The 26,962-nt window shown below is 69.8% G+C and carries 26 protein-coding genes; 6 read left to right on the top strand and 20 right to left on the bottom strand.

Features of this window, described 5'->3' with window-relative positions:
• Positions 1-2 precede the first annotated feature (2 nt).
• From nuoL to LRD69_RS18955, 12 genes are read right to left on the bottom strand one after another with little or no spacing between them, the layout of a single operon-like run.
• The gene (gene nuoL / locus LRD69_RS19010) at positions 3-1,898 is read right to left on the bottom strand and encodes an NADH-quinone oxidoreductase subunit L (protein WP_277327780.1); all 1,896 of its coding nucleotides are present in this window, start codon (positions 1,896-1,898) and stop codon (positions 3-5) included.
• Positions 1,899-1,912: 14 nt separating this feature from the next.
• Complete coding sequence (nuoK, locus tag LRD69_RS19005) at positions 1,913-2,212, bottom strand: NADH-quinone oxidoreductase subunit NuoK (protein WP_024493678.1); 300 nt, start codon at positions 2,210-2,212, stop codon at positions 1,913-1,915.
• Entirely contained in the window at positions 2,209-3,036 is an 828-nt protein-coding gene (locus LRD69_RS19000) for an NADH-quinone oxidoreductase subunit J (protein ID WP_277327779.1), read from the bottom strand. Before LRD69_RS19000 ends, nuoK begins: the two co-directional genes overlap by 4 nt.
• Positions 3,033-3,647, bottom strand: coding sequence for an NADH-quinone oxidoreductase subunit NuoI (gene nuoI, locus LRD69_RS18995; RefSeq protein ID WP_277327778.1), 615 nt, complete (start codon positions 3,645-3,647; stop codon positions 3,033-3,035). Before nuoI ends, LRD69_RS19000 begins: the two co-directional genes overlap by 4 nt.
• Complete coding sequence (gene nuoH / locus LRD69_RS18990) at positions 3,640-5,058, bottom strand: NADH-quinone oxidoreductase subunit NuoH (RefSeq protein WP_277327777.1); 1,419 nt, start codon at positions 5,056-5,058, stop codon at positions 3,640-3,642. The genes nuoI and nuoH overlap by 8 nt, the downstream gene beginning before the upstream one ends.
• Entirely contained in the window at positions 5,055-7,577 is a 2,523-nt protein-coding gene (locus tag LRD69_RS18985; protein WP_277327776.1) for an NADH-quinone oxidoreductase subunit G, read from the bottom strand. Before LRD69_RS18985 ends, nuoH begins: the two co-directional genes overlap by 4 nt.
• Entirely contained in the window at positions 7,574-8,953 is a 1,380-nt protein-coding gene (gene nuoF, locus LRD69_RS18980) for an NADH-quinone oxidoreductase subunit NuoF (RefSeq protein ID WP_277327775.1), read from the bottom strand. The genes LRD69_RS18985 and nuoF overlap by 4 nt, the downstream gene beginning before the upstream one ends.
• On the bottom strand, positions 8,953-9,780 hold the full coding sequence (nuoE, locus tag LRD69_RS18975; RefSeq protein ID WP_277329786.1) for an NADH-quinone oxidoreductase subunit NuoE: 828 nt from the start codon (positions 9,778-9,780) through the stop codon (positions 8,953-8,955). The genes nuoF and nuoE overlap by 1 nt, the downstream gene beginning before the upstream one ends.
• A gap of 29 nt (positions 9,781-9,809) precedes the next feature.
• A complete protein-coding gene (locus LRD69_RS18970; RefSeq protein ID WP_277327774.1) occupies positions 9,810-11,132 on the bottom strand; it encodes an NADH-quinone oxidoreductase subunit D in 1,323 nt (440 codons plus the stop codon).
• Positions 11,132-11,842 (bottom strand): NADH-quinone oxidoreductase subunit C, encoded by a 711-nt coding sequence (locus tag LRD69_RS18965; protein ID WP_277327773.1) that lies wholly within the window; start codon positions 11,840-11,842, stop codon positions 11,132-11,134. The genes LRD69_RS18970 and LRD69_RS18965 overlap by 1 nt, the downstream gene beginning before the upstream one ends.
• Entirely contained in the window at positions 11,839-12,393 is a 555-nt protein-coding gene (locus LRD69_RS18960) for an NADH-quinone oxidoreductase subunit B (RefSeq protein ID WP_030926341.1), read from the bottom strand. The genes LRD69_RS18965 and LRD69_RS18960 overlap by 4 nt, the downstream gene beginning before the upstream one ends.
• Before the next feature lie 18 nt (positions 12,394-12,411).
• Complete coding sequence (locus tag LRD69_RS18955; protein WP_030379754.1) at positions 12,412-12,771, bottom strand: NADH-quinone oxidoreductase subunit A; 360 nt, start codon at positions 12,769-12,771, stop codon at positions 12,412-12,414.
• Positions 12,772-13,533: 762 nt separating this feature from the next.
• On the opposite strand from LRD69_RS18955, the gene LRD69_RS18950 reads away from it, so the two are divergent.
• Positions 13,534-14,343 carry a C40 family peptidase gene (locus LRD69_RS18950; protein WP_277327772.1) on the top strand — a complete coding sequence of 270 codons (810 nt, stop codon included), beginning with the start codon at positions 13,534-13,536 and terminating at the stop codon, positions 14,341-14,343.
• Positions 14,344-14,413: 70 nt separating this feature from the next.
• On the opposite strand, the gene LRD69_RS18945 is transcribed toward LRD69_RS18950, so the two are convergent.
• Positions 14,414-14,803, bottom strand: coding sequence for a hypothetical protein (locus LRD69_RS18945; RefSeq protein WP_346771914.1), 390 nt, complete (start codon positions 14,801-14,803; stop codon positions 14,414-14,416).
• Between the two features lie 50 nt (positions 14,804-14,853).
• Here LRD69_RS18945 and LRD69_RS18940 point away from each other — a divergent pair, with 50 nt between their 5' ends.
• Complete coding sequence (locus LRD69_RS18940) at positions 14,854-15,366, top strand: DinB family protein (protein WP_277327771.1); 513 nt, start codon at positions 14,854-14,856, stop codon at positions 15,364-15,366.
• Between the two features lie 18 nt (positions 15,367-15,384).
• On the opposite strand, the gene LRD69_RS18935 is transcribed toward LRD69_RS18940, so the two are convergent.
• Entirely contained in the window at positions 15,385-16,668 is a 1,284-nt protein-coding gene (locus LRD69_RS18935; protein ID WP_277327770.1) for a geranylgeranyl reductase family protein, read from the bottom strand.
• 142 nt (positions 16,669-16,810) lie between these two features.
• Positions 16,811-17,503: a demethylmenaquinone methyltransferase gene (locus LRD69_RS18930; protein ID WP_277327769.1), complete on the bottom strand. Its 693-nt coding sequence runs from the start codon at positions 17,501-17,503 to the stop codon at positions 16,811-16,813.
• Positions 17,504-17,649: 146 nt separating this feature from the next.
• Between LRD69_RS18930 and LRD69_RS18925 the strand changes: the two genes are divergently transcribed.
• On the top strand, positions 17,650-18,159 hold the full coding sequence (locus LRD69_RS18925; RefSeq protein ID WP_277327768.1) for a SigE family RNA polymerase sigma factor: 510 nt from the start codon (positions 17,650-17,652) through the stop codon (positions 18,157-18,159).
• A 17-nt stretch (positions 18,160-18,176) separates the two neighbouring features.
• Complete coding sequence (locus LRD69_RS18920; RefSeq protein ID WP_277327767.1) at positions 18,177-19,076, top strand: hypothetical protein; 900 nt, start codon at positions 18,177-18,179, stop codon at positions 19,074-19,076.
• Positions 19,077-19,292: 216 nt separating this feature from the next.
• Here LRD69_RS18920 and LRD69_RS18915 read toward each other — a convergent pair whose 3' ends face one another.
• From LRD69_RS18915 to LRD69_RS18895, 5 genes are all read right to left on the bottom strand, one after another.
• On the bottom strand, positions 19,293-20,327 hold the full coding sequence (locus LRD69_RS18915) for a M36 family metallopeptidase (RefSeq protein ID WP_277327766.1): 1,035 nt from the start codon (positions 20,325-20,327) through the stop codon (positions 19,293-19,295).
• A 140-nt stretch (positions 20,328-20,467) separates the two neighbouring features.
• Positions 20,468-21,121, bottom strand: coding sequence for a hypothetical protein (locus LRD69_RS18910; protein ID WP_277327765.1), 654 nt, complete (start codon positions 21,119-21,121; stop codon positions 20,468-20,470).
• A gap of 7 nt (positions 21,122-21,128) precedes the next feature.
• Positions 21,129-22,328: a cyclic dehypoxanthinyl futalosine synthase gene (gene mqnC / locus LRD69_RS18905; RefSeq protein ID WP_277327764.1), complete on the bottom strand. Its 1,200-nt coding sequence runs from the start codon at positions 22,326-22,328 to the stop codon at positions 21,129-21,131.
• A gap of 72 nt (positions 22,329-22,400) precedes the next feature.
• Positions 22,401-24,197: a serine/threonine-protein kinase gene (locus LRD69_RS18900; protein WP_277327763.1), complete on the bottom strand. Its 1,797-nt coding sequence runs from the start codon at positions 24,195-24,197 to the stop codon at positions 22,401-22,403.
• A gap of 316 nt (positions 24,198-24,513) precedes the next feature.
• Positions 24,514-25,392: a menaquinone biosynthesis protein gene (locus tag LRD69_RS18895; protein ID WP_277327762.1), complete on the bottom strand. Its 879-nt coding sequence runs from the start codon at positions 25,390-25,392 to the stop codon at positions 24,514-24,516.
• A gap of 340 nt (positions 25,393-25,732) precedes the next feature.
• Here LRD69_RS18895 and LRD69_RS18890 point away from each other — a divergent pair, with 340 nt between their 5' ends.
• Positions 25,733-25,936: a cold-shock protein gene (locus tag LRD69_RS18890; RefSeq protein ID WP_003967102.1), complete on the top strand. Its 204-nt coding sequence runs from the start codon at positions 25,733-25,735 to the stop codon at positions 25,934-25,936.
• A gap of 173 nt (positions 25,937-26,109) precedes the next feature.
• Positions 26,110-26,937, top strand: a complete 828-nt coding sequence (locus LRD69_RS18885; protein ID WP_277327761.1) for a MerR family transcriptional regulator — start codon at positions 26,110-26,112, stop codon at positions 26,935-26,937.
• The last annotated feature ends 25 nt before the right edge of the window (positions 26,938-26,962 follow it).

Raw genomic sequence — 26,962 nt, 5'->3', positions numbered from 1 at the left:
GATCAGACCGCCCTCATCAGCAGGGTCGCGGCGATGACGATCGCCGTACCGCCGAACATCGAGACCGCGTAGGAGCGGGCGTAGCCGTTCTGCAGCTTGCGCAGCCGGCCGGAGAGCCCGCCCATCGTTGCGGCCGTGCCGTTGACGACGCCGTCCACCAGGGTGTGGTCGACGTACACCAGGGAGCGGGTGAGGTGCTCGCCTCCGCGGACCAGGACCACGTGGTTGAAGTCGTCCTGGAGGAGATCGCGGCGGGCGGCCCGGGTGAGCAGCGAGCCGCGCGGTGCGACGACCGGTACCGGCCTGCGCCCGTACATCGCCCAGGCGATGGCGGCGCCGATGACGAGTACCACCATGGTGGCGGCGGTGACGGTCGCTGCGCCGACCGGGGCGTGCCCGTGGTCGTGTCCGGTGACCGGCTCCAGCCAGTTCAGGAAGCGGTCGCCGATGGAGAAGAAGCCTCCGGCGAAGACCGAGCCGAACGCCAGGACAATCATGGGGATGGTCATCGACTTCGGGGACTCGTGCGGATGCGGCTCATGGCCTTCCGCGTCGGGCTGCCAGCGCTTCTCGCCGAAGAACGTCAGCAGCATCACGCGCGTCATGTAGAACGCGGTGATCGCGGCGCCCAGCAGCGTGACCGCGCCGAGGATCCAGCCCTCGGTGCCGCCCTTGGCGAACGCCGCCTCGATGATCTTGTCCTTCGAGAAGAAGCCGGACAGACCGGGGAAGCCGATGATCGCCAGATAGCCGAGACCGAAGGTGATGAAGGTGACCGGCATGTACATGCGCAGGCCGCCGAACTTCCGCATGTCGACCTCGTCGTTCATGCCGTGCATGACCGAACCGGCACCGAGGAAGAGCCCGGCCTTGAAGAAGCCGTGCGTCACCAGGTGCATGATCGCGAAGACGTAGCCGATCGGGCCGAGCCCGGCAGCCAGGATCATGTAGCCGATCTGCGACATCGTCGACCCGGCGAGGGCCTTCTTGATGTCGTCCTTCGCGCAACCGACGATCGCACCGAAGAGCAGCGTGACCGCGCCGACGACCACGACGACCAGTTGGGCGTCCGGCGCGGCGTTGAAGATCGTGCCGGAGCGGACGATCAGGTAGACGCCGGCGGTCACCATGGTGGCGGCGTGGATGAGGGCGGAGACCGGGGTCGGGCCCTCCATCGCGTCACCGAGCCAGGACTGCAGCGGCACCTGGGCCGACTTGCCGCAGGCGGCCAGGAGCAGCATCAGGCCGATCGCCGTCAGCTTGCCCTCGCTCGTCCCCCCGGTCGCCGCCAGGACGGGGCCGAAGGCGAACGTGCCGAACGTGGTGAACATCAGCATGATCGCGATCGACAGGCCCATGTCGCCGACCCGGTTGACCAGGAACGCCTTCTTGGCGGCGGTGGCCGCGCTGGGCTTGTGCTGCCAGAAGCCGATCAGCAGGTACGACGCCAGACCGACGCCCTCCCACCCGACGTACAGCAGCAGGTAGTTGTCGGCGAGGACCAGCAGGAGCATCGCCGCGAGGAACAGGTTCAGATATCCGAAGAAGCGGCGCCGGCGCTCGTCGTGCTCCATGTAGCCGATCGAGTAGATGTGGATCAGAGTGCCCACACCGGTGATCAGCAGCACGAACGTCATCGACAACTGGTCGAGCTGGAAGGCCACATCGGCCTGGAAGCCCTCGACCGGGATCCAGCTGAACAGGTGCTGGTGCAGCGCCCGGTGCTCGGCGCCCTTGCCCAGCATGTCGACGAAGAGCACCGCCCCGATGACGAACGAGGCGGCGGCGAGCAGCGTGCCGAGCCAGTGCCCGGCACGGTCCAGCCGTCGGCCGCCGCAGAGCAGCACAGCCGCTCCGAGCAGGGGCGCCGCGACGAGCAGCGCAATGAGGTTGTCCACGATTCAGCGTCCCCTTACAGCTTCATCAGGCTGGCGTCGTCGACCGAGGCCGAGTGGCGGGAACGGAACAGCGACACGATGATCGCGAGCCCGACCACGACTTCGGCGGCGGCGACGACCATCGTGAAGAAGGCGATGATCTGGCCGTCGAGGTTGCCGTGCATCCGGGAGAACGTCACGAACGCGAGGTTGCAGGCGTTGAGCATCAGCTCCACACACATGAACACCACGATCGCGTTCCGCCTGATCAGCACTCCGGACGCGCCGATGGTGAACAACAGCGCGGCGAGGTAGAGGTAGTTGACCGGGTTCACTTGGCGACCTCCTCCTCTTCCTTGTCACGGCCGAGCCGCTCCTCGGAGCGCTGCTCCAGCGCCTTGAGGTTGGCGAGCGACTCGTTCGACACGTCGCGGATCTGGCCGCGCTTGCGCAGCGTCTGCATGACGGTGAGCTCGGACGGGGTGCCGTCCGGGAGCAGACCGGCGATGTCCACGGCGTTGTGCCGGGCGTAGACACCCGGGGCGGGCAGCGGCGGCAGGTGATTGCTGCGCACGCGCGCCTCGGACATCTCCCGCTGGGTCCGGGCCCGTTCGGTGCGCTCGCGGTGGGTGAGCACCATCGCGCCGACGGTCGCCGTGATCAGCAGGGCGCCGGTGATCTCGAAGGCGAAGACGTACTTGGTGAAGATGAGGTTGGCCAGCCCCTCGACGTTCCCGCCGTGCGCGGCGTTGGCGCTGCCGAGTCCGTTGAAGCTGTTCAGGGAGGCGTGGCCGATGCCCGCGATCAGCAGGACACCGAAGCCGAGCCCACAGCCCGCGGCCAGCCAGCGCTGGCCCTTGAGGGTCTCCTTCAGCGAGTCCGCCGCCGTGACACCGACGAGCATGACCACGAAGAGGAACAGCATCATGATCGCGCCCGTGTAGACGACGATCTGGACGACGCCGAGGAAGTACGCGCCGTTGGCGAGATAGAAGACCGCCAGGACGATCATGGTCCCGGCGAGGCTCAGCGCACTGTGCACGGCCTTCTTCATCAGTACGGTGGACAGCGCGCCGAGCACGGCGACGGTGCCGAGGATCCAGAACTGGACGGCCTCGCCCGTCGATGTGGTGGAGGCCGCCGCGGCCAGGCCGGTCATGCGTCCACCTCCTCGTTCTCGGCCGCCTGCTCCTTGGACTCGCCCTTGGAGACGGCGACCTGGCGCTCCGTACCGGGCGCGGCCTCGGTCACCAGCCCCCGGTAGTAGTCCTGCTCGTCCATCCCCGGGTAGATCGCGTGCGGACTGTCGACCATGCCTTCCTCCAGGCCCGCGAGCAGCTCGTCCTTGGTGTAGATGAGGCTCTCGCGGGTGGTGTTGGCGAGCTCGAACTCGTTGGTCATCGTCAGCGCCCGGGTCGGGCAGGCCTCGATGCACAGTCCGCAGAGAATGCAGCGCGCGTAGTTGATCTGGTAGACGCGGCCGTAGCGCTCACCCGGGGAGTAACGCTCCTCGTCGGTGTTGTCCGCGCCCTCCACGTAGATGGCATCCGCCGGGCACGCCCAGGCGCACAGCTCGCAGCCGACGCACTTCTCCAGGCCGTCGGGGTGGCGGTTGAGCTGATGCCGGCCGTGGAAGCGCGGCGCCGTCACCTTCTGCTGTTCCGGGTACTGCTCGGTCAGCCGCTTCTTGAACATGGCCTTGAAGGTCACGCCGAAGCCGGCCACGGGGTTCTGGAACTTCTCCCCCGAGGGTTCCGATGACTCAGACACCGTCAGCCTCCTTTCCGTCGCTGGGGCTTCCACCCGTCCGACTGCTGTCACTCTGAGTATCCGGCCCGCCACTGACAACGAGCTCCCGCTCATGCCGTGGCCCGCGGCGCGGTACCGGCGGCAGGGTCTGTCCGGGCAGCGGTGGCACCGGGAATCCGCCTGCCATCGGGTCGAACGCGGGTTCCGGTCCGGCTTCCGCCTCGGCCGCCTTGGCCGAGCGGTCCCGGAAGAGGTCGGCGACGAACGAGATCAGCAGGATCGCGAGCACGGCGCCCACCACGTACAGCACGACGCTCGTGAAGTCGTAGCCCTCGTTGCGCAGCGCACGCACGGTCGCGACCAGCATCAGCCAGACCACGGAGACCGGGATCAGAACCTTCCAGCCGAGCTTCATCAGCTGGTCGTAGCGGACGCGGGGCAGGGTGCCGCGCAGCCAGATGAAGAAGAACAGCAGCAGCTGGACCTTGATGACGAACCAGAGCAACGGCCACCAGCCGTGGTTCGCCCCCTCCCAGAAGGTGCTGATCGGCCACGGGGCCCGCCAGCCGCCCAGGAACAGGGTCGTGGAGACCGCGGAGACGGTGACCATGTTGACGTACTCGGCGAGCATGAACATCGCGAACTTGATCGACGAGTACTCGGTGTTGAAGCCGCCGACCAGGTCGCCCTCGGACTCCGGCATGTCGAACGGGGCGCGGTTGGTCTCGCCGACCATCGTGATGATGTAGATGATGAACGAGACCGGCAGCAGGAGGATGAACCAGCGGTCCTGCTGCGCCTCCACGATCTTCGAGGTCGACATCGACCCCGAGTAGAGGAAGACGGAGGCGAAGGCGGCGCCCATCGCGATCTCGTACGAGATCATCTGCGCGCAGGAGCGCAGGCCGCCGAGGAGCGGGTACGTCGAGCCGGAGGACCAGCCCGCCAGCACGATGCCGTAGATGCCGACCGAGGCGACCGCGAGGATGTAGAGCATCGCGATCGGCAGGTCGGTCAGCTGCATCGCCGTACGGTGTCCGAAGATCGAGACCTCGTTGCCGGACGGGCCGAACGGGATCACCGCGATCGCCATGAACGCCGGTACGGCGGCGACGATCGGCGCGAGGACATAGACGACCTTGTCCGCCCGCTTGACGATGACGTCTTCCTTCAGCATCAGCTTGATGCCGTCGGCGAGCGACTGGAGCATGCCCCAGGGGCCGTGCCGGTTGGGGCCGATGCGCAGCTGCATCCAGGCGACGACCTTGCGCTCCCACACGATGGAGAAGAGCACGGTCACCATCAGGAACGCGAAGCAGAACACCGCCTTGATGACGACGAGCCACCAGGGGTCGGTGCCGAACATCGACAGATCCTCGGCGGCGAGTACGGCGCGGTCGGGCGCCGCGGCCAGGTGAGCGAAGCCAGTCACGCTCGCACCTCCGGTGAGACGTCGGGAGTACCCGGTGCGGACGTCCCCGGTGCGGCGGGACCGATCCGGACCAGGCCGCCGGGGCGGGCGCCGGTGTCGGCCGGTACGCCCCGCCCGGCGGAGTTCAGCGGCACCCAGACCACCCGGTCCGGCATGTCGGTGACCTGCAGGGGGAGTTCGACGCTGCCGGACGGTCCGGTGACGGCCAGCAGATCGCCGTCCTTCACCCCCGTCTCGGCCGCGGTGACGGCGGAGAGCCGGGCGACCGCGGCGTGCCGGGTGCCGGCCAGCGCGGCATCGCCCTCCTGGAGCCGCCCCTGGTCGAGCAGCAGCCGGTGGCCCGCGAGGAGCGCCTCGCCGTCACCGGGCCGGGGCAGCGGCTGCGCCGACGCCTGCGGGTCGGTGGCGTGCGTGCCGGTCCAGCCGCCGAGCCGGTCCAGCTCACGGCGTACGGACTTCAGGTCCGGCAGGGCGAGGTGGACGTCGAGGGCGTCCGCCAGCATGTGCAGCACCCGGGCGTCGGTCGGCGCGAGGGCCCGCGTCATCTGCTCGGGCTTCAGCGCGGCCTCGAACATCCGGGCCCTGCCCTCCCAGTTGAGGAAGGTGCCGGCCTTCTCGGCCACCGCGGCGACGGGGAACACCACATCGGCCCGCTCGGTGACCTCGCTGGGCCGCAGCTCCAGCGAGACCACGAACCCGACCTGGTCCAGCGCCTCCAGGGCGCGGGCCGGGTCGGGCAGGTCGACGGCCTCGACGCCGGCGACGAGCAGCGCGCCCAGTTCGCCGGTGGCCGCGGCCTCGACGATCTGGCCGGTGTCGCGGCCGAACCGGGCCGGCAGCTCGGCGACGCCCCAGACGGCCGCCACCTCGTCCCTGGCCCGCGGGTCGGTGGCGGGGCGGCCGCCGGGCAGCAGCGACGGGAGCGCGCCCGCCTCCACTGCGCCGCGCTCGCCGGCCCGGCGCGGGATCCACACCAGCCGGGACCCGGTCGCGGTCGCCGCCCGTACCGCGGCGGTCAGCCCGCCCGGCACCCCGGCCAGCCGCTCGCCCACGACGATGACGGCCTCACCGCCGCGCAGCGCCTCGGCGGCCGCGGCCCCATCGCCGTCGAGTCCGACGCCGCCCGCGATCGCGTCCAGCCACTCGGTCTCGGTGCCGGGTGCGGCGGCCAGCAGCGTGCCGCCGGCCTTCGTCAGCCCGCGGGTGGCGTGCGAGGCGACGGCGAAGGTGCGCTGGCCGTGCTTGCGGTGGGCCTTGCGCAGCCGCAGGAAGACGCCGGGCGCCTCCTCCTCGGACTCGAAGCCGACCAGCAGCACGGTCGCGGCCTTCTCCAGCGAGGTGTACGTGATCCCGCCGCCGTCCAGATCGCGTCCGCGTCCGGCGACGCGGGCGGCCAGGAAGTCGGCCTCCTCGCCGCTGTGCACCCGGGCCCGGAAGTCGATGTCGTTCGTGTCCAGGGCGGTCCGGGCGAACTTGCTGTACGCGTACGCGTCCTCGACGGTCAGCCGGCCGCCGGTGAGGACACCGGTCCGGCCGCGGGCGGCGGCGAGTCCGGCGGCCGCGGCCTCCAGCGCCTCGGGCCAGCTCGCCGGTTCGAGGACGCCGTCCGCGTTCCGCACCAGCGGGGTGGTGAGCCGGTCCCGCTGCTGCGCGTAACGGAACCCGAAGCGGCCCTTGTCGCAGACCCACTCCTCGTTGACCTCGGGGTCGTCGGCGGCGAGCCGCCGCATGACCTTGCCGCGCCGGTGGTCGGTGCGGGTCGCGCACCCACCCGCGCAGTGCTCGCACACCGACGGCGACGACACCAGGTCGAAGGGCCGGGAGCGGAATCGGTACGCCGCCGAGGTCAGCGCACCGACCGGGCAGATCTGGATGGTGTTGCCGGAGAAGTACGACTCGAACGGGTCGCCCTCGCCCGTACCGACCTGCTGGAGCGCGCCGCGCTCGATCAGCTCGATCATCGGGTCGCCCGCCACCTGGTTGGAGAACCGGGTGCAGCGTGCACACAGCACGCACCGCTCACGGTCCAGCAGCACCTGGGTGGAGATGGGGACGGGCTTCTCGTACGTCCGCTTCTTCCCGTCGAACCGGGAGTCCGGGTCACCGTGCGACATCGCCTGGTTCTGCAGGGGGCACTCGCCGCCCTTGTCGCAGACCGGGCAGTCCAGCGGGTGGTTGATCAGCAGCAGCTCCATCACCCCGCGCTGCGCCTTGTCGGCGACCGGCGAGGTGAGCTGCGACTTGACGACCATGCCGTCGGTGCAGGTGATGGTGCAGGACGCCATCGGCTTGCGCTGGCCCTCGACCTCGACGATGCACTGCCGGCAGGCGCCGGCCGGGTCGAGGAGCGGGTGGTCGCAGAAGCGCGGGATCTCGATGCCGAGGAGTTCGGCGGCGCGGATGACCAGAGTGCCCTTGGGCACGCTGATCTCGATGCCGTCGATGGTCAGCGTGACAAGGTCCTCGGGCGGGACCGCCGCCGCGCCGCCCCCGGAGGGCGCACTTGTGGTGACTGTCATGCGTTCACCTCCTGGTGAGCGTTCTTGTCGTCGGCCCAAACGGTCGACTTGGCGGGATCGAACGGGCAGCCCTTGCCGGTGATGTGCTGCTCGTACTCCTCGCGGAAGTACTTCAGCGAGGAGAAGATCGGCGCGGCGGCGCCGTCGCCGAGAGCGCAGAAGGACTTGCCGTTGATGTTGTCGGCGATGTCGTTCAGCTTGTCGAGGTCGGCCATCTGTCCCTTGCCGGCCTCGATGTCGCGGAGCAACTGGACGAGCCAGTAGGTGCCTTCGCGGCAGGGCGTGCACTTGCCGCAGGACTCATGGGCGTAAAACTCGGTCCAGCGGGTGACGGCCCGCACGACACAGGTCGTCTCGTCGAAGCACTGGAGCGCCTTGGTGCCGAGCATGGAACCGGCGGCGCCGACCCCCTCGTAGTCGAGGGGCACATCGAGGTGCTCGTCGGTGAACATCGGGGTGGAGGAGCCGCCCGGGGTCCAGAACTTCAGCCGGTGGCCGGGTCGCATGCCGCCGCCCATGTCGAGCAGCTGGCGCAGCGTGATGCCGAGCGGCGCCTCGTACTGGCCGGGGGTGGCGACATGCCCGCTGAGCGAATACAGCGTGAAGCCCGGGGACTTCTCGCTGCCCATCGACTTGAACCAGTCCTTGCCGTTGCTCAGGATCGCGGGAACCGACGCGATGGATTCGACGTTGTTCACCACAGTGGGGCAGGCGTACAGACCGGCGACCGCGGGGAAGGGGGGCCGCAGCCGGGGCTGGCCGCGTCGCCCTTCGAGCGAGTCGAGCAGCGCGGTCTCCTCACCGCAGATGTACGCGCCCGCGCCCGCGTGCACGGTGAGCTCCAGGTCGAGCCCCGAGCCCAGGATGCTCGTCCCGAGGTAGCCCGCCTCGTGCGCCTCGCGCACGGCCTCGTGCAGACGCCGCAGCACGGGGACGGCTTCGCCGCGCAGATAGATGAAGGCGTGCGAGGAGCGGATCGCGTAGCAGGCGATCACGATGCCCTCGATCAGGCTGTGCGGGTTGGCGAACAGGAGCGGGATGTCCTTGCAGGTCCCGGGCTCCGACTCGTCGGCGTTGACCACCAGGTAGTGCGGCTTGCCGTCGCCCTGCGGGATGAACTGCCACTTCATGCCCGTGGGGAAGCCGGCGCCGCCACGGCCGCGGAGTCCGGAGTCCTTGACGTACGCGATGAGGTCGTCCGGCGTCATGGCGAGGGCCTTGCGCAGCCCCTCGTAACCGCCGTGCCGCTTGTACGTGTCCAGGGTCCAGGACTCGGGCTCGTCCCAGAAGGCGGAGAGCACGGGCGAGAGCAGCTTCTCGGGACCGGCTCCGCCGCCGTTGCCGCCCCCGTCGTTGATTTCGGCTGCCAATGTCATCACTCTCCCTCCTCAGCTGCGGGACCGGCCGGGTGGTCCGGGTCGGATGCAGAGGTCTGCTGCGGTGCGTCATGGGAGCTGAGGTGCTGGGCGCCCGGCTGCGGACGGTCCTGCGGGGCTTCGGAGCGTGCCGACTCACCACGCGGAGCGACGACCTTCGGGTGCAGCTCCTCCCCCTTCGCCAGCCGGAGGCCGACGAGCGAGGCGGGACCGGCGCCACCGGTCGCCTCGACGGCACCGGGGCGCTGGTCGGGGAAGCCGGCCAGGATCCGGGCGGTCTCCTTGTACGAGCAGAGCGGGGCGCCGCGGGTGGGTTCGACGGTGCGCCCGGCGATGAGGTCGTCGACGAGCTGCGTCGCGCTCTCGGGCGTCTGGTTGTCGAAGAACTCCCAGTTGACCATCACGACGGGGGCGAAGTCGCAGGCCGCGTTGCACTCGATGTGCTCGAGGGTGACCTTGCCGTCCTCCGTCGTCTCGTTGTTACCGAGGCCGAGGTGCTGCTTCAGACGGTCGAAGATGGCGTCGCCGCCCATCACCGCGCACAGCGTGTTGGTGCAGACGCCGACCTGGTAGTCACCGCTCGGCCTGCGCCGGTACATCGTGTAGAAGGTGGCGACCGCGGTGACCTCGGCGGTGGTGAGGCCGAGCAGCTCGGCGCAGAGCGCCATGCCCGTCCGGGAGACGTACCCCTCCTCGGACTGCACCAGGTGCAGCAGCGGCAGCAGTGCGGAGCGGCTGTCGGGGTAGCGGGCGATCACCTCCTTCGCGTCCGCTTCGAGCCGGGCGCGTACCTCGGCCGGGTAGGCGGGGGCGGGGAGCTGCGGCATCCCCAGACTGACTTCCTGACGTGCTTCGGTCACCGGTCGACGCCTCCCATCACGGGGTCGATGGACGCGACGGCGACGATGACGTCGGCGACCTGGCCGCCCTCGCACATCGCCGCCATGGCCTGCAGATTGGTGAAGGACGGGTCGCGGAAGTGGACCCGGTAGGGGCGGGTGCCGCCGTCCGAGACGACATGCACACCGAGCTCGCCCTTGGGCGACTCGACCGCGGTGTACGCCTGTCCGGCCGGGACCCGGAAGCCCTCGGTCACCAGCTTGAAGTGATGGATCAGGGCCTCCATGGAGGTGCCCATGATCTTCTTGATGTGGTCGAGCGAGTTGCCGAGGCCGTCGGGCCCGAGCGCGAGCTGCGCGGGCCAGGCGATCTTCTTGTCGGCGACCATGACCGGGCCCGGGGCGAGCCGGTCGATGCACTGCTCGATGATCCGCAGCGACTGGCGCATCTCCTCCAGCCGGATGAGGAAGCGGCCGTAGGCGTCGCAGCTGTCGGCGGTGGGGACGTCGAACTCGTAGTTCTCGTACCCGCAGTAGGGGTCCGTCTTGCGCAGGTCGTGCGGGAGTCCGGCGGAACGCAGGATCGGGCCGGTGGCACCGAGCGCCATGCAGCCGGTCAGGTCGAGATAGCCGACGTCCTGCATGCGGGCCTTGAAGATGGGGTTGCCGGTGGCGAGCTTGTCGTACTCCGGCAGGTTCTTCTTCATGGTCTTCACGAACTCGCGCAGCTGGTCGACCGCGCCGGGCGGCAGGTCCTGGGCGAGTCCGCCGGGCCGGACGAACGCGTGGTTCATCCGCAGGCCGGTGATCAGCTCGAAGAGATCGAGAACCAGTTCACGATCGCGGAACCCGTAGATCATGATCGTGGTCGCGCCGAGCTCCATGCCGCCGGTGGCGATGCACACCAGGTGCGAGGAGATCCGGTTGAGCTCCATCAGCAGGACGCGCAGGACGCTCGCCCGGTCGGGGATCTGGTCCTCGATGCCGAGCAGCTTCTCGACGCCCAGGCAGTACGCCGTCTCGTTGAAGAACGGCGTCAGGTAGTCCATGCGCGTCACGAACGTGGTGCCCTGGGTCCAGTTCCGGAATTCGAGGTTCTTCTCGATGCCGGTGTGGAGGTAGCCGATGCCGCAGCGGGCCTCGGTGACGGTCTCGCCGTCGATCTCCAGGATCAGCCGCAGCACACCGTGCGTGGACGGGTGCTGGGGACCCATGTTGACGATGATGCGCTCGTCGTCGGACTTGACCGCCGATTCGACGACCTCGTCCCAGTCGCCGCCGGTGACTGTATATACAGTCCCCTCGGTCGTGGCCCTGGGTGTCGCATGGGGAGTAGTCATCAGGAGTACGACCTCCGCTGGTCCGGAGCCGGGATCTGGGCGCCCTTGTACTCGACGGCGATGCCGCCGAGCGGATAGTCCTTGCGCTGCGGGAAGCCCTGCCAGTCGTCCGGCATCATGATCCGGGTGAGGGCCGGGTGCCCGTCGAAGACGAGCCCGAAGAAGTCGTAGGTCTCGCGCTCGTGCCAGTCGTTGGTCGGATAGACCGTGACGAGCGACGGGATGTGCGGGTCGCTGTCCGGGGCCGAGACCTCCAGCCGGATCAGCCGGCCGTGCGTGATCGACCTCAGGTGGTAGACGGCGTGCAGTTCCCGGCCCTTGTCGCCGAGGAAGTGGACACCGCTCACCCCCGTGCAGAGCTCGAAGCGCAGAGCCGGGTCGTCGCGCAGCGTGCGGGCGACCTGGACCAGATGCTCACGGGCGATGTGGAAGGTGAGCTCGCCGCGGTCGACGACGGTCTTCTCGATGGCGTTCCCGGGAAGCAGGTCCTGCTCCTCCAGGGCCCCTTCGAGCTCGTCGGCCACCTCGTCGAACCAGCCGCCGTACGGCCGGGATGTGGCGCCCGGGAGCGCCACCGTGCGAACGAGGCCGCCGTAGCCGGAGGTGTCGCCGCCGTTGTTGGCGCCGAACATGCCCTTGCGTACGCCGATGACCTCGCCTGTCTCGTCGCGCGGGGCGGGTACGCCGTTGCTGTTCCGCTCGTCGCTCACCGCAGCAGCCCCTTCATCTCGATGAGGGGAAGCGCCTTCAGTGCGGCGTCCTCCGCCTCGCGGGCGGCCTCCTCCGCGTTGACCCCGAGCTTGGAGCCCTGGATCTTCTGGTGGAGCTTGAGAATGGCGTCCATCAGCATCTCGGGACGCGGCGGGCAACCCGGCAAATAGATATCGACCGGGACAATGTGATCAACACCCTGCACAATGGCGTAATTGTTGAACATCCCGCCCGATGATGCGCAAACCCCCATGGAGATGACCCACTTGGGGTTCGGCATCTGGTCATAGACCTGCCGAAGGACGGGCGCCATCTTCTGGCTGACCCGCCCTGCGACGATCATCAGATCCGCCTGCCGCGGCGATCCGCGGAAGACCTCCATCCCGAAACGGGCCAGGTCGTAACGCCCGGCTCCGGTCGTCATCATCTCGATGGCGCAGCAGGCGAGGCCGAACGTGGCGGGGAAGACGGAGGACTTCCGCACCCAGCCGGCGGCCTGCTCGACAGTGGTCAGCACGAAGCCGCTGGGCAGCTTCTCTTCCAGTCCCATGGTGTGCCCCTCAGCCCCTCAGTCCCATTCCAGACCGCCGCGGCGCCATACATACGCGTAGGCGACGAAGACGGTGAGCACGAAGAGCAGCATCTCCACGAGCCCGAAGATCCCCAGAGAGTCGAAGGTGACCGCCCAGGGATAGAGGAAGACGATCTCGATGTCGAAGACGATGAAGAGCATCGCCGTCAGGTAGTACTTGATAGGGAAGCGGCCGCCTCCGGCTGGAGTGGGGGTGGGTTCGATACCGCACTCGTACGCTTCGAGCTTTGCCCGGTTATACCGCTTTGGACCGATTAGCGTGGCCATGACCACGGAAAAGATCGCAAACCCTGCCCCGAGGGCGCCGAGCACGAGGATGGGCGCGTAGGCATTCACGCTCCTCGCTCCTTCCAGTCGTCCTTGACCGTTGGACCGCATCGGGCGACCGGCTCGCCACCTCACCAAGATCGTGCACATGTGAGGCAGTTCACAAGCCCGACTGCCCCGCATCCTATGCCTGCCGTCCTGTGATCTGCGACACGGGGTGCTACACCGACTTTGTGATCTCCACCACCCGGCGAACGATCATGAAGTCGGATGAGAGGTGATCTTCGTACGCAAAGCGGCCGCGCGATCACGAGATGTGACATCTGATGTTGTTACCGCTGGTCAAAGCGATGTTTCCACTAACAATCAGACGCCTCGACATGCAAATTGGCAATGGACGGTTGCGAGTGGTAAGAGGATCCGTCCCGGTCCGGACTCACCCGCGCGAGGGGCTCCGCGGGAGCGAAGTGGACGCGTGCCGGCGTGCGCGATCACCCGGGCGGAACGACGGGCCGCCCGGCGTCACCGGCGGCCCGAATGCGTCGGCCGCTCTTATGCCCACCATGTAACAGTCATGCTGTGACCTGCATCACTTCACCCGGCCTTCAACAAAAGCGGGCTTGGCCATTGGTGTGAACGGATGGTAAGTGGTGGGCAATTCGGGCGAATTACCGAAAGGCCGTGATCACAGCCGTGATGGCGGGTGCCCGTTTTGCCCGTTACGGCGTCAATAAGGGCTCCCGGAAAGCGGATTCACAGATTCCGTACGTAACTGTGTCGCAACACACGTTTCTTGATGGGACCCCTGAGGCCCTGATAGCGCTAGTACTCATGTCCCACACCGCTCACATACCCAGCCACCGGAAGCCCCGCCGAAGCGCCTCGAAGACGGCGCTGCGGGCCGGAGTTGCCGGTGGCGTCCTCAGCACCATCGCGGTCGCCGCGGCCACCGGTCCGGCCCAGGCCGAGCCGGTGACCCAGACCATCGAGATGCCCACCCTCACCTCCGGGGTCTCCACCGCCGTCGCCGAGTCCGCCGAGGCCACGCAGCAGGTCGCCCTGGACCTGGAGACGCAGGCCCACGAGGACGCCGCAGCGACCACCGCCGCCAAGGCCGCCAAGAAGGCCAAGGCGGAGGCCGTGCGCAAGGCGGAGGCCAAGGAGAAGGCCGAGGCGGCCGCCAAGGCCAAGGCGGAGGCCGCCGAGCGCGCTTCCCGCTCCCAGGCCCGCACGACGCTCAGCGCGACGTCCGGCTCCACCGCCGTGACCTCCTCGTCGAGCGCCACCGGCTCCGCCGCGTCCGTCATCGCGTTCGTCAAGGCGCAGGTCGGCGACGCGTACGTGTCCGGCGGCACCGGACCCAACTCCTGGGACTGCTCCGGCCTGGTCCAGGCCGCGTTCCGCTCGGTGGGCGTCGACCTGCCGCGCGTCTCGCAGTCCCAGTCGACCGCCGGCACCCAGGTCTCCCTGAGCAACCTGCAGCCCGGCGACATCCTGTACTGGGGTGGCGCGGGTTCCGCGTACCACGTCGGTGTCTACGTGGGCGGTGGCCAGTTCGTCGGTGCGCAGAACCCGAGCAGCGGTGTGGTGCTCCGTTCGCTGGACTACGACCCGCCGTCGGGCGCGGTCCGCGTTCTCTGAGTTCGTCGCGCACTCTCCGGGACCGCCGCGTTCTCGGATTCACAAGCGCAGGTGATCCGGCCGAGGGCCGTCACTTCCCCGCTCGGGAGTGGCGGCCCTCAGCCGTGCGTACCGCCCCGGAGGCCGCGCGCTCCCCCGGACCGACGGTGTTCGAAAGCCCCGGCCCGAAGCGCACCTCGTCGATGCGCTTGAAGGGCTCCGGCTCGGGCGGCTGGTCGGGCCCCCAGGTCGTACAGCGCGCGGCGGTCGAGCCGTCGGCGTCCAGCAGCGCAGGGACCGCGATGCCGACCGCGTCCGTGAGCTGGGCCCGGACCTCGGCCGCGAACTCCTCGCGGGTGCACTGCCTCGCGGTCATCCCGTAAGGAATGCCCGGCTTGTCCCACTCGGAGGCGATCGCCGGGACGCAGTCGACGGCGCGGCCGTCCCCGTACTCCGCGGGAAGGTCGTGCAGCATCCTCATCCGGCGTTCGCACCGCACCCGTCGCGGCCGGTGCGATACCTTCGGCTGCCATGACCCGCCCGCGTATACGCCCACCGTACGAAGCCGACGCGCGGACCCAGTTGCTCGGCTGGTTCGACATGCAGCGAGCCGTCATCCACTGGAAGTGCGCGGGGCTCTCCGAGAGGGATGCGCACCGGGCCGTACTTCCCGCCTCGCCCCGCCTGTCGGCCGCGGGGCTCGTCTCGCATCTGCGCTGGGTCGAGAACTACTGGTTCGAGGTGATGTTCCTCGGCCGGCCCGCCGTGGGGCCGCGGTTCGACCCGGACACCGAGGATGCCGACATGCGGGTCGACGGCATTCCGCTCGCGCGGCTGCTCGAGGAGTACGAGCAGCAGTGCGCCGTCACCGACGAGATCGTCGCGGCCCACGCCCTGGAGGACGTGGGCCGACATCCCGACTTCGAGCTCGCCTCCGCGAATCTGCGGTGGATGCTCTTCCACATGATCGAGGAGACCGCCCGGCACGCGGGTCATCTCGATGCCGTGCGGGAGATCATCGACGGCGAGAAGGGCTACTACTGACCGGACGCCGCCGTACGGTCAGGACCGCGGGGCGACCTTCGCCAGGCCGTTGATGATGCGGTCCATCGCGTCGCCGCCCGTCGGGTCGGTGAGGTTGGCCAGCATCTTCAGCGTGAACTTCATCAGCAGCGGGTGCGTCAGACCGCGCTGCGTGGCGATCTTCATGACCTTCGGGTTGCCGATCAGCTTCACGAAGGCGCGGCCCATCGTGTAGTAGCCGCCGTAGGTCTCCTTGAGGGTCTTCGGATAGTTCTGCAACGCCAGTTCGCGCTGGGCGGGGGTGGCGCGGGCATGGGCCTGGACGATGACGTCCGCGGCGATCTGGCCCGACTCCATGGCGTACGCGATGCCTTCGCCGTTGAACGGGTTGACCATGCCGCCCGCGTCGCCGACGAGCAGCAGCCCCTTGGTGTAGTGCGGCTGGCGGTTAAAGGCCATCGGGAGCGCGGCGCCGCGGATCGGCCCCGTCATGTTCTCCTCGGTGTAGCCCCAGTCGGCGGGCATCGAGGCGCACCACGCCTTGAGGACCTCGCGCCAGTCCAGTTCCTTGAACGCGGACGACGAGTTGAGGATGCCGAGGCCGACGTTGGACGTGCCGTCGCCCATGCCGAAGATCCAGCCGTAGCCGGGCAGCAGCCGGTCCTGGGGGCCACGCCGGTCCCACAGCTCCAGCCAGGACTCCAGGTAGTCGTCGTCATGGCGGGGCGAGGTGAAGTACGTACGGACCGCCACACCCATCGGACGGTCCTCACGGCGGTGCAGGCCCATGGCGAGCGACAGCCGGGTGGAGTTGCCGTCGGCGGCGACCACGAGCGGGGCGTGGAAGGTGACCGGGGTCTTCTCCTCGCCGAGCTTGGCGTTCACGCCGGTGATGCGGCCGGTGCGGTCGTCGACGATCGGGGCGCCGACATTGCAGCGCTCGTACAGCCGCGCGCCCGCCTTCTGCGCCTGGCGGGCCAGCTGCTCGTCGAAGTCGTCGCGCTTGCGGACCAGACCGTAGTCCGGGTACGAGGCGAGATCCGGCCAGTCGAGCTGGAGCCGGACGCCACCGCCGATGATGCGCAGGCCCTTGTTGCGCAGCCAGCCCGCCTCTTCGGAGATGTCGATGCCCATGGCGACGAGCTGCTTGGTGGCGCGCGGGGTGAGGCCGTCGCCGCAGACCTTCTCACGCGGGAAGGCGGTCTTCTCCAGCAGGAGGACGTCGAGTCCGGCCTTGGCGAGGTAGTACGCCGTCGTGGAGCCGGCTGGGCCCGCCCCGACGACGATCACATCCGCGCTGTGTTCGGAGAGGGGCTCGGTCACGGTCGGATCTCCCGAGGACTCGAAATCGCGTGCCGCGCGGCACATGTCCCGTGCAGTCTATGGGTGCCTGCTGATCAGCCTTCCGAAGGGCTCCCGATGTCGCCCCGTGCAGGGGCCAGCACCCGCCGCGCCGCCTCCGTCGTCAGGCGCGTACGCCCCGGTGCAGTGCCACGACACCGCCGGTGAGATTGCGCCAGGCGACCTTCGACCAGCCGGCCTTCTGCAGCAGCTGCGCGAGGCCGGCCTGGTCGGGCCAGGCGCGGATGGACTCGGCGAGATAGACGTACGCGTCGGGGTTGGACGACACCGCGCGCGCGACCGGCGGCAGCGCCCGCATCAGGTACTCGGTGTAGACCGTGCGGAACGGCGCCCAGGTCGGCTGCGAGAACTCGCAGATCACCACCCGGCCACCCGGCTTGGTCACCCGGTACAGCTCGCGCAGCGCCGTGTCCGTGTCCTGGACGTTGCGCAGCCCGAAGGAGATCGTCACCGCGTCGAACGTCTCGTCGCGGAACGGCAGCTTTGTCGCGTCACCCGCGGTGAACGGCAGCCAGGAGTGCCGCTTCTTGCCCACTTGGAGCATGCCGACGGAGAAGTCGCACGGCACGACGTACGCACCGGTGGCGGCGAACGGCAGCGAGGACGTCGCCGTGCCCGCGGCCAGGTCGAGGACCTTCTCCGCCGGGCGGGCGTCCACCGCCTTCGCGACCTCCTTGCGCCACAGCCGGGCCTGGCCGAGCGACAGCACGTCGTTGGTGAGGTCGTAGTTCGCCGCCACGTCGTCGAACATCGAGGCGACTTCGTGCGGCTGCTTGTCCAGGGATGCTCGGGTCACGCACCCATTCAAGCAGCCCGGCCGACGGCGCCTCGCGCCGGTCGCGGGTCGGCGGCCGGGCAATCCGAAGTCGGCTTCAACCTTTTGGGTGCGACAGCACTCAGTAGACGGGTGAGAAACCACTGAGAACCGGAGAGGGGGGGCAGATGACCGCAGACCGTACCCGGGACGCCACCGGCTTCGAGGAATTCGCCCGGTCGAACCAACGGCGTCTGTACCGGACCGCATATCTGCTGTGCGGTGAGGCGGAGAGCGCCCGCGATCTGACCCAGACGACGCTGGCCAAGCTCTTCCAGCACTGGCACCGGGCGAGCACGGCCGACCATCCCACCGCCTATGCGCGCACCGTCCTGACCCGGACCTATCTCGCCGAGCGCCGCCGCCGGCTCCGCGACTTCCTCGCCCACAGCCATGTCGACGCCCCGCCGCCCGCGGTGGGTCCCGAGCTGACGGTCACCCTGCTGACCGCGCTCGCCGAACTGCCGCCCCGCGCCCGGGCGATGGTCGTCCTGCGCTACTGGGAGGACCTGGGGGTGCACACGGTCGCCGAGCTGCTGCGCTGCAGCGAGTCCACCGTCAAGAGCCAGTGCTCGCGCTCGCTCGTCACGCTGCGCACGCGGCTGGGCGACGCGCATCTCTACACCACTCGCAGCTGAGGAGAACCGTCGTGGACATGTCTTCAGGTCGTGCGCCGTACGACAGCGCGCAGGAGAACGCACGGGAGAACGAGTTGCTGCTGATCCGGTCGGCCATGGCCGAGGCGGCCGAAGGGGCGCCGCCGCTTCCGGACCTGGTTCCCGTCGCCCTCGTCCAGGGGCGCCGGCGCCGTGCGCGGGCCCGGGTGGCGGTCGGCACCGGGGTGGCCGCAGTGCTGGCGCTCGGAACGTTCGGCGCGACGCTGCCCTCCTGGGGCACGGGCAGCGTCGCGGGACAGGTCGGGGCCGCTCCCGGGGCGCCGGACGGCACCGCCATGCCGACGCCGGTCCCCACCGGACCGTCGCGCACCCCCGTGCACGTCGAGCCCACCCCCGGCGAATCGTCGATGGCGGGACTGCCTGCCGCCGAGCGCAGGCGGCAGGAGCAGTTCCAGCAGCAGGCCGCGGCGCTGCTCGACACGTTGCTGCCGGCCGGGTTCGGAACCGTCCGCCCGGTCGACCTGGCCGTCAGCCGGTACCAGGGCGGGTCGAACGGGCGGGTCTTCCCCGTCGTCTTCTCGGTGCGCCCGACCGGCGGCTCCGCGGACGCCCCGGGTGAGGCGCCTTGCAGGGACAACCCGAAGAAGATGTTCCAGTGCAAGGAGGCGAAGCTGCCGGACGGCCGCGTGGCCCGTGTCGTCTCCGCGGCCGGGAACCAGAAGGACGGCAGGACCATCGTCGGCGTCAGCCTCCGTTTCGTGTACGGGGACAGCACCGTCCTCCTCTCGGCCGACGGCGACGACTCGGCGATGGTCTCGGCGCCGGTCACCGCGGACCAACTCCTCGGCGTCGCCGGGGACTCCCGCTTCCTCGCCCTGGTCCGTTACGCGGAGACGTTCCCGATGGAACCGAAGCAGGAGTCCGTCCGTGGCGGCTAAGAGACGCGGACGCCAGGCATGTGGCCGCACTCCGCAGGGCCGCCGGGCGTCGCGGCGTGCCCGCCATCGGCGGACCCGCATACGCGTGGCGGGCGCCGTGGTGGTGCCCCGAGCGTGTCGCTGCGGCCGGTGCGGAGGCCGTGGACGAACGGAGGGGACGCGTGGACATTCGCCGGGGCCGGCGGCAGGCCGTCGCCGCCCGGCCCCGGCGCGGGCTCACACCCCCGGGATGCCCCGGCCCCGGAACGCCTTCCGCACGGCATCCTCCGCGCTCTTGCCGTACATCCGCTGCGCGGTCGCGATCGTCGTCAGGGCCGCGTCCTCGAAGCTGGTGTCCGGGGCGAAGCCGAACTGGGCGTTGACGATGATCCGGTCGGCCTCGCGCGCGCCGAGCGCGCCGCGGATGTCGAACAGGGCCCTCGACCAGATCTCACCGTCCGCGTGCACCTCGCCCACCTTGTCCGCGTACGTCTTGTCGCCGTCGACGCGGCGCAGGCAGTGCGGCACGGAGGAGGTGTACGCGACGGAATCCCAGTCCGCGACGCAGCCCAGGTCGGTCTTGCGCGGCCAGCCGTACTCGGAGTCCGCGTACGCGCCGACGGACACAGCCAGGTAGTCGCCCCAAGCCTCTCCGATGGACCCGGCCTCCTCCGACGTACCGAAGCCGGGAACTTGGGCGTTGTGCACGGCGTGCCCGTACTCGTGGACGATCACCTCCGCGTCCTCGGCATCGTCGACCCCGCCCTTGCCGAAGCGGATCTCGGCCTTCTTGTCGGTGAAGAAGGAATTGTCGGCGCCCCACTGGTTGATGCGGACGGGCTGAGCGCGGTCGTTGGCGCCGGGCAGCTCGCTGCCGAAGCCGAGGCTCTGCAGGTACTCCTGTGCCTCGTTGACCCAGAAGTAGGCCATCACCTGCTCGAACTGGTCGTCCTTGCGGGTGTACGTGCCCGCGTCGGCGACCTTCGCGGAGGATCCGGTGTCGGACCTGATGTACGCCCACTTTCCGGAGAGTTCGCCGCTGCCGTCCAGATTGCGCAGGGCGGCCAGGGCGTAGGCGCCGGCGGGCACGGCGGCGGCCGAGTCCTTGGCGTCGGTCAGGTTCTGGTCCCCCGAGGACTGCACGGGGTTGACCATGAAGACCCGCCCCTGCGGGGAAGCGGCGGCCGATGCCGTGACGGGGGCGGCGAGGGTGGCGAGCGCCACGGTGGTGGTGGCCGCGGCGAGCAGAACGCGGGACATACGGCAGGCCATGAACATCCTCCTGTCAGGTGGAGCACGTGGGCGGGGGGGCAGCATGGCGCTGCGGGATCCTCCCGCATCCTGGGCCCGTGTGGCCAGGGGCACGACGTTGCGATTCGCCCCGGTCACCCCCCGCCGGAATGCCGCCCCGCTCAGCGCCGCCGGTACACCAGCCGTCCTCCCAGCACCGTGGCCACGCATGTCGCGGCCCCCGCCGCGCACAGCGCCGCCTCGTCCGGAACGTCGAACACCGCGAGGTCGGCGCGGGCGCCGACGATGAGCGGGCCGTGCGCGGAGCCGGGCAGGTCGTGCCCCTCCGTGAACGGGTCCAGGCCGGGCTCGCCGACGAGGATGCCGGGAGCGCCGACGGGCGAGACCTCCGTCAGCCCCGAACGGGCCACGGCGGTGCGGACGGCCGGGTCGTGGAACCGGCCCGCGAGGTGCGTCGTCCCGTACCGCAGCATCTGCTGCAGCCCGCGCCGTACGCTGCCCGCCCGCCGCGTCGCGTCCATCCCGGCGGCCAGCCGCTCGAACTCCTCGCCCCACAACGGCCGGTCCCCGAGCTCGTCCGCCTCGCGCGGGTCGGGGTGGTAGCAGCGGGTGAGCAGCCAGACGGCGTGCCACTGCCGCAGACCGGGGGCGATGACGCCGGGCCACCGGCGGACGCGGGCCGCCGGGTGGGCGGCCATGACGTCGTCGTACGGCCCCAGGGCGACGATCCGGTCGCCCTCCACGGCCACCGCGCCCTGCGCAACGGCAGCCGCGCCGACCGGAAGGACCAGCGGCGCGGCATGAACGGTCAGCAAAGGTGCCTCAGTTGGCGTTCAGGAGCTTCAGCTCCGGGTGCGCGGTGCCGCCCTCGATCGCGGTGGACGAGATGTGCGAGACGACGCGCTCGTCGACCGGGTCGTTCGCCGGGTCGTCGTGGACGACGAGGTGCTCGTACGTCGTGGCGCGCTGCGCGGGGACGCGCCCCGCCTTGCGGATCAGGTCGATGATCTCCAGCCGGTTGGAGCGGTGCTTGGCGCCGGCCGAGGAGACGACGTTCTCCTCCAGCATGATCGAGCCGAGGTCGTCCGCGCCGTAGTGCAGCGACAGCTGGCCGACCTCCTTGCCGGTGGTCAGCCAGGAGCCCTGGATGTGCGCGACGTTGTCGAGGAACAGCCGGGCGATGGCGATCATCCGCAGGTACTCGAAGAGCGTGGCCTGCGTCCGCCCCTTCAGGTGGTTGTTCTCCGGCTGGTACGTGTACGGGATGAACGCGCGGAAGCCACCGGTCCGGTCCTGCACGTCGCGGATCATCCGCAGGTGCTCGATGCGCTCGGCGTTGGTCTCGCCGGTGCCCATCAGCATGGTGGAGGTGGACTCGACACCCAGGTGGTGTGCGGTCTCCATGATCTCCAGCCAGCGCTCGCCGGACTCCTTGAGCGGGGCGATCGCCTTCCGCGGCCGGGCGGGCAGCAGTTCGGCGCCGGCGCCCGCGAAGGAGTCGAGACCGGCGGCGTGGATCCGCTGGATCGCCTCCTCGACGGAGACCTTGGAGATCCGGGCCATGTGCTCGACCTCGGACGCGCCCAGCGAGTGGATCACCAGCTGCGGGAACGCCTTCTTGATCGCGGAGAAGTGCTCCTCGTAGTACTCGACGCCGTAGTCCGGGTGGTGTCCGCCCTGGAACATGATCTGCGTGCCGCCGAGTTCGACGGTCTCCGCGCAGCGGCGCAGGATGTCGTCGAGGTCGCGGGACCAGCCCTTGGCGGTGTCCTTCGGCGCGGCGTAGAACGCACAGAACTTGCAGGCCGTGACGCACACGTTGGTGTAATTGATGTTGCGCTCGATGATGTACGTCGCGATGTGCTCCGTACCGGCGTAACGGCGGCGGCGCACGGCGTCGGCCGCCGCGCCCAGCGCGTGCAGGGGCGCCGACCGGTAGAGGTCGAGGGCCTCCTCCGGAGTGATCCGCCCGCCCTCGGCGGCTCGGTCGAGGATGGGCTGGAGGTCGGCCTTCTCGGTCACCGGGCTGTCACCTTTCGGCGGTTTTTCAACGGATCAACGGACCGATCCAGCCTACGCCAGCCCTTGCCGGGCTCAGCGGCCGGACCTGCTGAGCGTGCCGTACGGAAGACCCGCGCCCCGCTCCTCGGACCTGAAGCGGAGTGTGCCGTCGGCGGCGAGGGTGAAGACGACGTCGGTCGTGGTGGTCGTGCACAGCCCGGCGGTGCCGGGGCGGTCCGGGTCGGTGCGCTCCCGCAGCGTCAGTTCCCTGGCGGTGCCCGAGGAGAGCCGGGCGATGCTGTGGCAGCTGACGGTCACTCCGAGGGTGGAGACCGTCGTGCTCATACGGACGACGTCCGTGCCCTTCTTCCCCTCGGTGAACACCGCGGTGAGCGTGCCGTGCGGCTGTCCGGTGGTCTTCTCGGTCAGCGGCCCCTTCCAGGTGCCGACGAACGTCCTGGGCAGTGCGGTGACCGGTTCCGCGCCGTCGGTGCCCGCGTCCGACGGGGTCGACGGCGGCGCGGTGGCGGACGGGGGCTCGGCCACCCCGCCGTGCTCGCCGTCGCTGCCGCCGCCCGGCAACAGATCGAAGAGGAAGGCGCTGCCCACGGTCACGGCGGCGAGCGCACCGGCCACGGCGAGGGCGACGGTGCAGCTGAGCCGGCGGCCGCGGGTCCGATCGGGGGCGGCGTCGGCACTGACGGTGACGGAGAAGCGGGGGTCGGGGGTGCGGGTTCCGGAGGCGTGGAGTCCGGCGTCACGAGGACCGGGCAGCCCGGCCGAGTGGTCCCCCCGGACCCCGGCCGCCCCCGGGTGCGCCTGGTGCGTCCGCGGCGGGAGGACCGGTTCGACCGGTGGCCCGAACACCCCGAGCACGTCGCCGCCCGCTCCGCTCGCAGCCTGCGCCCCGTTGCCGCCACGCGCCCCATCGGCATGCCGGGCATCGAGGAACGCATTGCTGAACGGCACCGGCCCCGACTGCACCGGCGCGTCCTGCGGCTCCAGGTCCAGCAGCGCCACGGCGGCCCGGCTGAGCTCACGCACCAGGGTGCCGGGCAGCCAGCCCGCCGCCACCTGCGCGGCCGCCCCGTCGGGCGCGAGCCGCCGGGCGAGCTCCGTCGGCGTGGGCCGCCGCGCCGGGTCCTTCGCCAGGCATCCGGCGATCACTTCCCGCAGCTCGCCGTCGATCTCGCCCAGCTCCGGTTCCTCGTGCACCACCTTGTAGAGGAGCACCGCCGAGGAGTCGCCGAGGAAGGGGGCGACGCCCGTCGCCGCGTACGCGAGCACCGCGCCGAGCGAGAAGATGTCGGCCGCGCCCGAGACGCCCAGACCTCTGATCTGCTCCGGCGCCATGTAGCCGGGCGAGCCGACCGAGACACCGGTGGAGGTGAGCGAGGCGGTGGCGTCGATGGCGCGGGCGATGCCGAAGTCGATCAGCCGGGGACCGTCGAGGGCGAGCAGGACATTGGACGGCTTCACATCGCGGTGGATCAGTCCCTGTCCGTGCACGGCGGCCAGCGCCTCGGCGAGCCCGGCGCCGAGGGTCCGTACCGACTGCTCGGGCAGGGGTCCGTGCTCGGTGACCGCTCCCGACAGCGGGGGCCCGGCGACATAGCCGGTGGCCACCCACGGCACGGGGGCGTCCGGATCGGCGTCCAGCACGGGCGCCGTCCACTGCGCCCCGATCCGCCGCGCCGCCTCCACCTCGAGGCGGAACCGGGCCCGGAACTGTTCGTCGAGCGCGAAGTGGGGATGGACGACCTTGACCGCGACGGTGCGTCCCCCCGCGCTTCGCCCCAGATAGACCCGGCCCATGCCGCCCGCGCCGAGTCTGCCGAGCAGCCGGTAGGGACCGATGGTGAGCGGTTCGCCGGCTTCCAGCGGCTGCATACGGACTCCCCCTGTGGACCGGCCGGACCTCCGACCGAAGCCTAGGGGGCGAGGGTCATGCGATCACAGAGAAACCATCCGCCGATTTCGCCCCTATGGGAACGAACAGCGGTTTTCGACACCGTGAAAGGCGCGAATACATCGTTCACTCGAACGATTCCCGGGTTCGCCCCGGACACACCCCGGACACCGTCACCTATTCGGGGATACGGCGTACGGGGTGGCCGGCCGCGGCATTCGCGGCATTCGCCGGAAGGGAATCCGCGGAACCGGGAAATAAATACCGGACAACGAATAGCGCCGGGCGACCGGCGGATCAGTGGTCGAGCAGCTCGACGTCCACATCCGCCGGGAAGCCGGTCGTCGGTCCGGTCCGGCGCGCGAACTCCTTCACGCCCTCCAGCTGGGCCGTACCGAAGCGGAAGTCCAGCGTCGTGAAGTACCGCTCCAGCAGCTGCGCGTCGAAGACCTCCCAGCGCGCGGCGGTCTCCGCGACCTTGGTGACCTCCTCCAGGGAGAGGTCGCGCGAGGCGAGGAACGCCCGGTGCACCTCGTTCACCATGGCCGGGTGGGCCGCCAGGTAGTCCTTGCGGGCGGCCCAGACGGCGAAGACGAACGGCAGCCCCGTCCACTCCTTCCACATCTGCCCGAGGTCATGGACCTGCAGGCCGAGCCTCGGCGCGTCGTGCAGGGAGGCGCGCAGCGCGGCGTCGCCGATGAGCACGGCGGCGTCCGCCTCCTGCATCATCAGGCCGAGGTCGGGCGGGCAGGTGAAGTAGTCCGGCGACACCTCGTACCGCTCGGCGAGCAGCAGCTGAGCGAGGCGTACGGAGGTCCGCGAGGTGGAGCCGAGCGCCACCCGGGCCCCGTCGAGCTCCTCCAGCGGCCGCTGCGAGACGATCACACATGACATGACGGGCCCGTCGCAGCCGACCGCGATGTCGGGGAAGGCCACGAGCTGATCGGCGTTGCGCAGGTACTCGACCAGCGTGATGGGGCCGATGTCGAGATCACCGCGTACCAGCTGCTCGCTGAGCTTCTCCGGGGTGTCCTTCGACAGCTCCAGGTCGAGCAGGGTCCCGGTCCGTGCCAGGCCCCAGTAGAGGGGGAGGCAGTTCAGGAACTGGATGTGGCCGACGCGCGGCCGGCTGCGACGGTCGTCGCCTGCTGCGGGAGAGACGGTTGAATTGTCCACATCGCGAGGCTAGACCCGTGCGGGGAACGCGGCGCCACCGGGGCTCGGGGCTCGCCCGATCCCCTCGTCCGGGGGAGTCCGGAGCGTCCTCGGACGGCTCCCGGGCGACCCCCGGACCGCCGTGTTCGTCAGCTCCTCGGCACGGCAATCAAACATCCGAGTGAAGTGATCTTTCCCTCTACCCCTCCACACATGCTGCGTGCTAGGCTCAACGCCAAGTTGCAGTTTGGTTTCCCTTGCAGTACAGAGCCTGCGGAGCATGTAACCCGCAGGCTTTTGTAGTTTTCAGACTTCTTTGCAGGTTCTGGAGCAGGGCAACCCTTTGGCCCAAGGAGGGCTTATGGCTACCGGAACCGTCAAGTGGTTCAACGCTGAAAAGGGCTTCGGCTTCATCGCCCAGGACGGCGGCGGCCCGGATGTCTTCGTTCACTACTCCGCGATCAACGCGTCCGGGTTCCGCTCCCTCGAGGAGAACCAGGTCGTGAACTTCGACGTCACTCAGGGGCCGAAGGGCCCGCAGGCTGAGAACGTCACCCCGGCCTAGTTGCCCGGGTCGGCCGATCGCGGCCGGTATTGCAGTACCCAAGGAGCCCCGCTCCTCCGCTTCGGCGGGGGAACGGGGCTCCTGCCCTTTCCCGCCCCTGTCCCCGCTCCGTCCGGCCACCGCTGCATCCGCTTGACCTTCACACCGTGTCAGGCCGTGCACTGGGAGACGTCATGTTCACCATCGGAGACTTCGCCAGGTACGGACGGGTGTCGGCCCGCATGCTGCGTCACTACGACGCGATCGGGCTGCTGCCGCCGGACCGTACCGACCCTGCCACCGGCTACCGCTTCTACGGTGCCGCCCAGCTCGCCCGCCTCAACCGCATCATCGCGCTGAAGGATCTCGGCTTCACGCTCCAGCAGGTACAGGCCGTCCTCGACGAACAGGTCGGCCCGGAGGAACTGCGCGGGATGCTGCGGCTGCGGCAGGTGGAGCTGGAGGCGGCCATGGCGGCAGCGGCGGCGCGGCTGGCCCAGGTCGAGGCGAGGCTCCGGTCGATCGAGAGCGAGGGGCACATGCCCACGGACGAGGTTGTGATCAAGACCGTTCCTGCCGTACGCGTGGCGGAGCTGACGGGAACGGCGGCGGGCTACCAGCCGCAGGACATCACTCCGGTGATCAACCCCCTGTACGACCGGCTGTTCCCGCTGCTGGAAGCGGCCGGGATCAGGCCCACCGGTCCCGGCATCGCACGGTACGAGGACGCACCGGACGGCGACGGCACGATCGTCGTGCACGCCGGGGTGACGGTCACGGCGCCGGCCGGCCCGGTGGGCGACACCGGCGTCACGGTGGTGGAACTGCCCGCGTTCGAGGCGGCGACCATCGTCCACCGCGGTTCGATGGACGGGGTGCTGACCACCGAGCAGACGCTGGCCCGCTGGCTGGACACCCATGGATACCGCTCGCTCGGCTACACGCGGGAGGTCAATCTGGAGTGCCCCGAGGACAAGGACGAGTGGGTGACGGAGCTCCAGGAGCCGGTCGTGAGGGCCTGACCACGGCCCGCGGGGCCCGCCGGAG

The organism is Streptomyces sp. JH14 (assembly GCF_029428675.1).
GTDB lineage: Bacteria > Actinomycetota > Actinomycetes > Streptomycetales > Streptomycetaceae > Streptomyces.
Note: the sequence above shows the minus strand (reverse complement) of the source record. Positions and strands in the feature narration are given on the sequence as shown.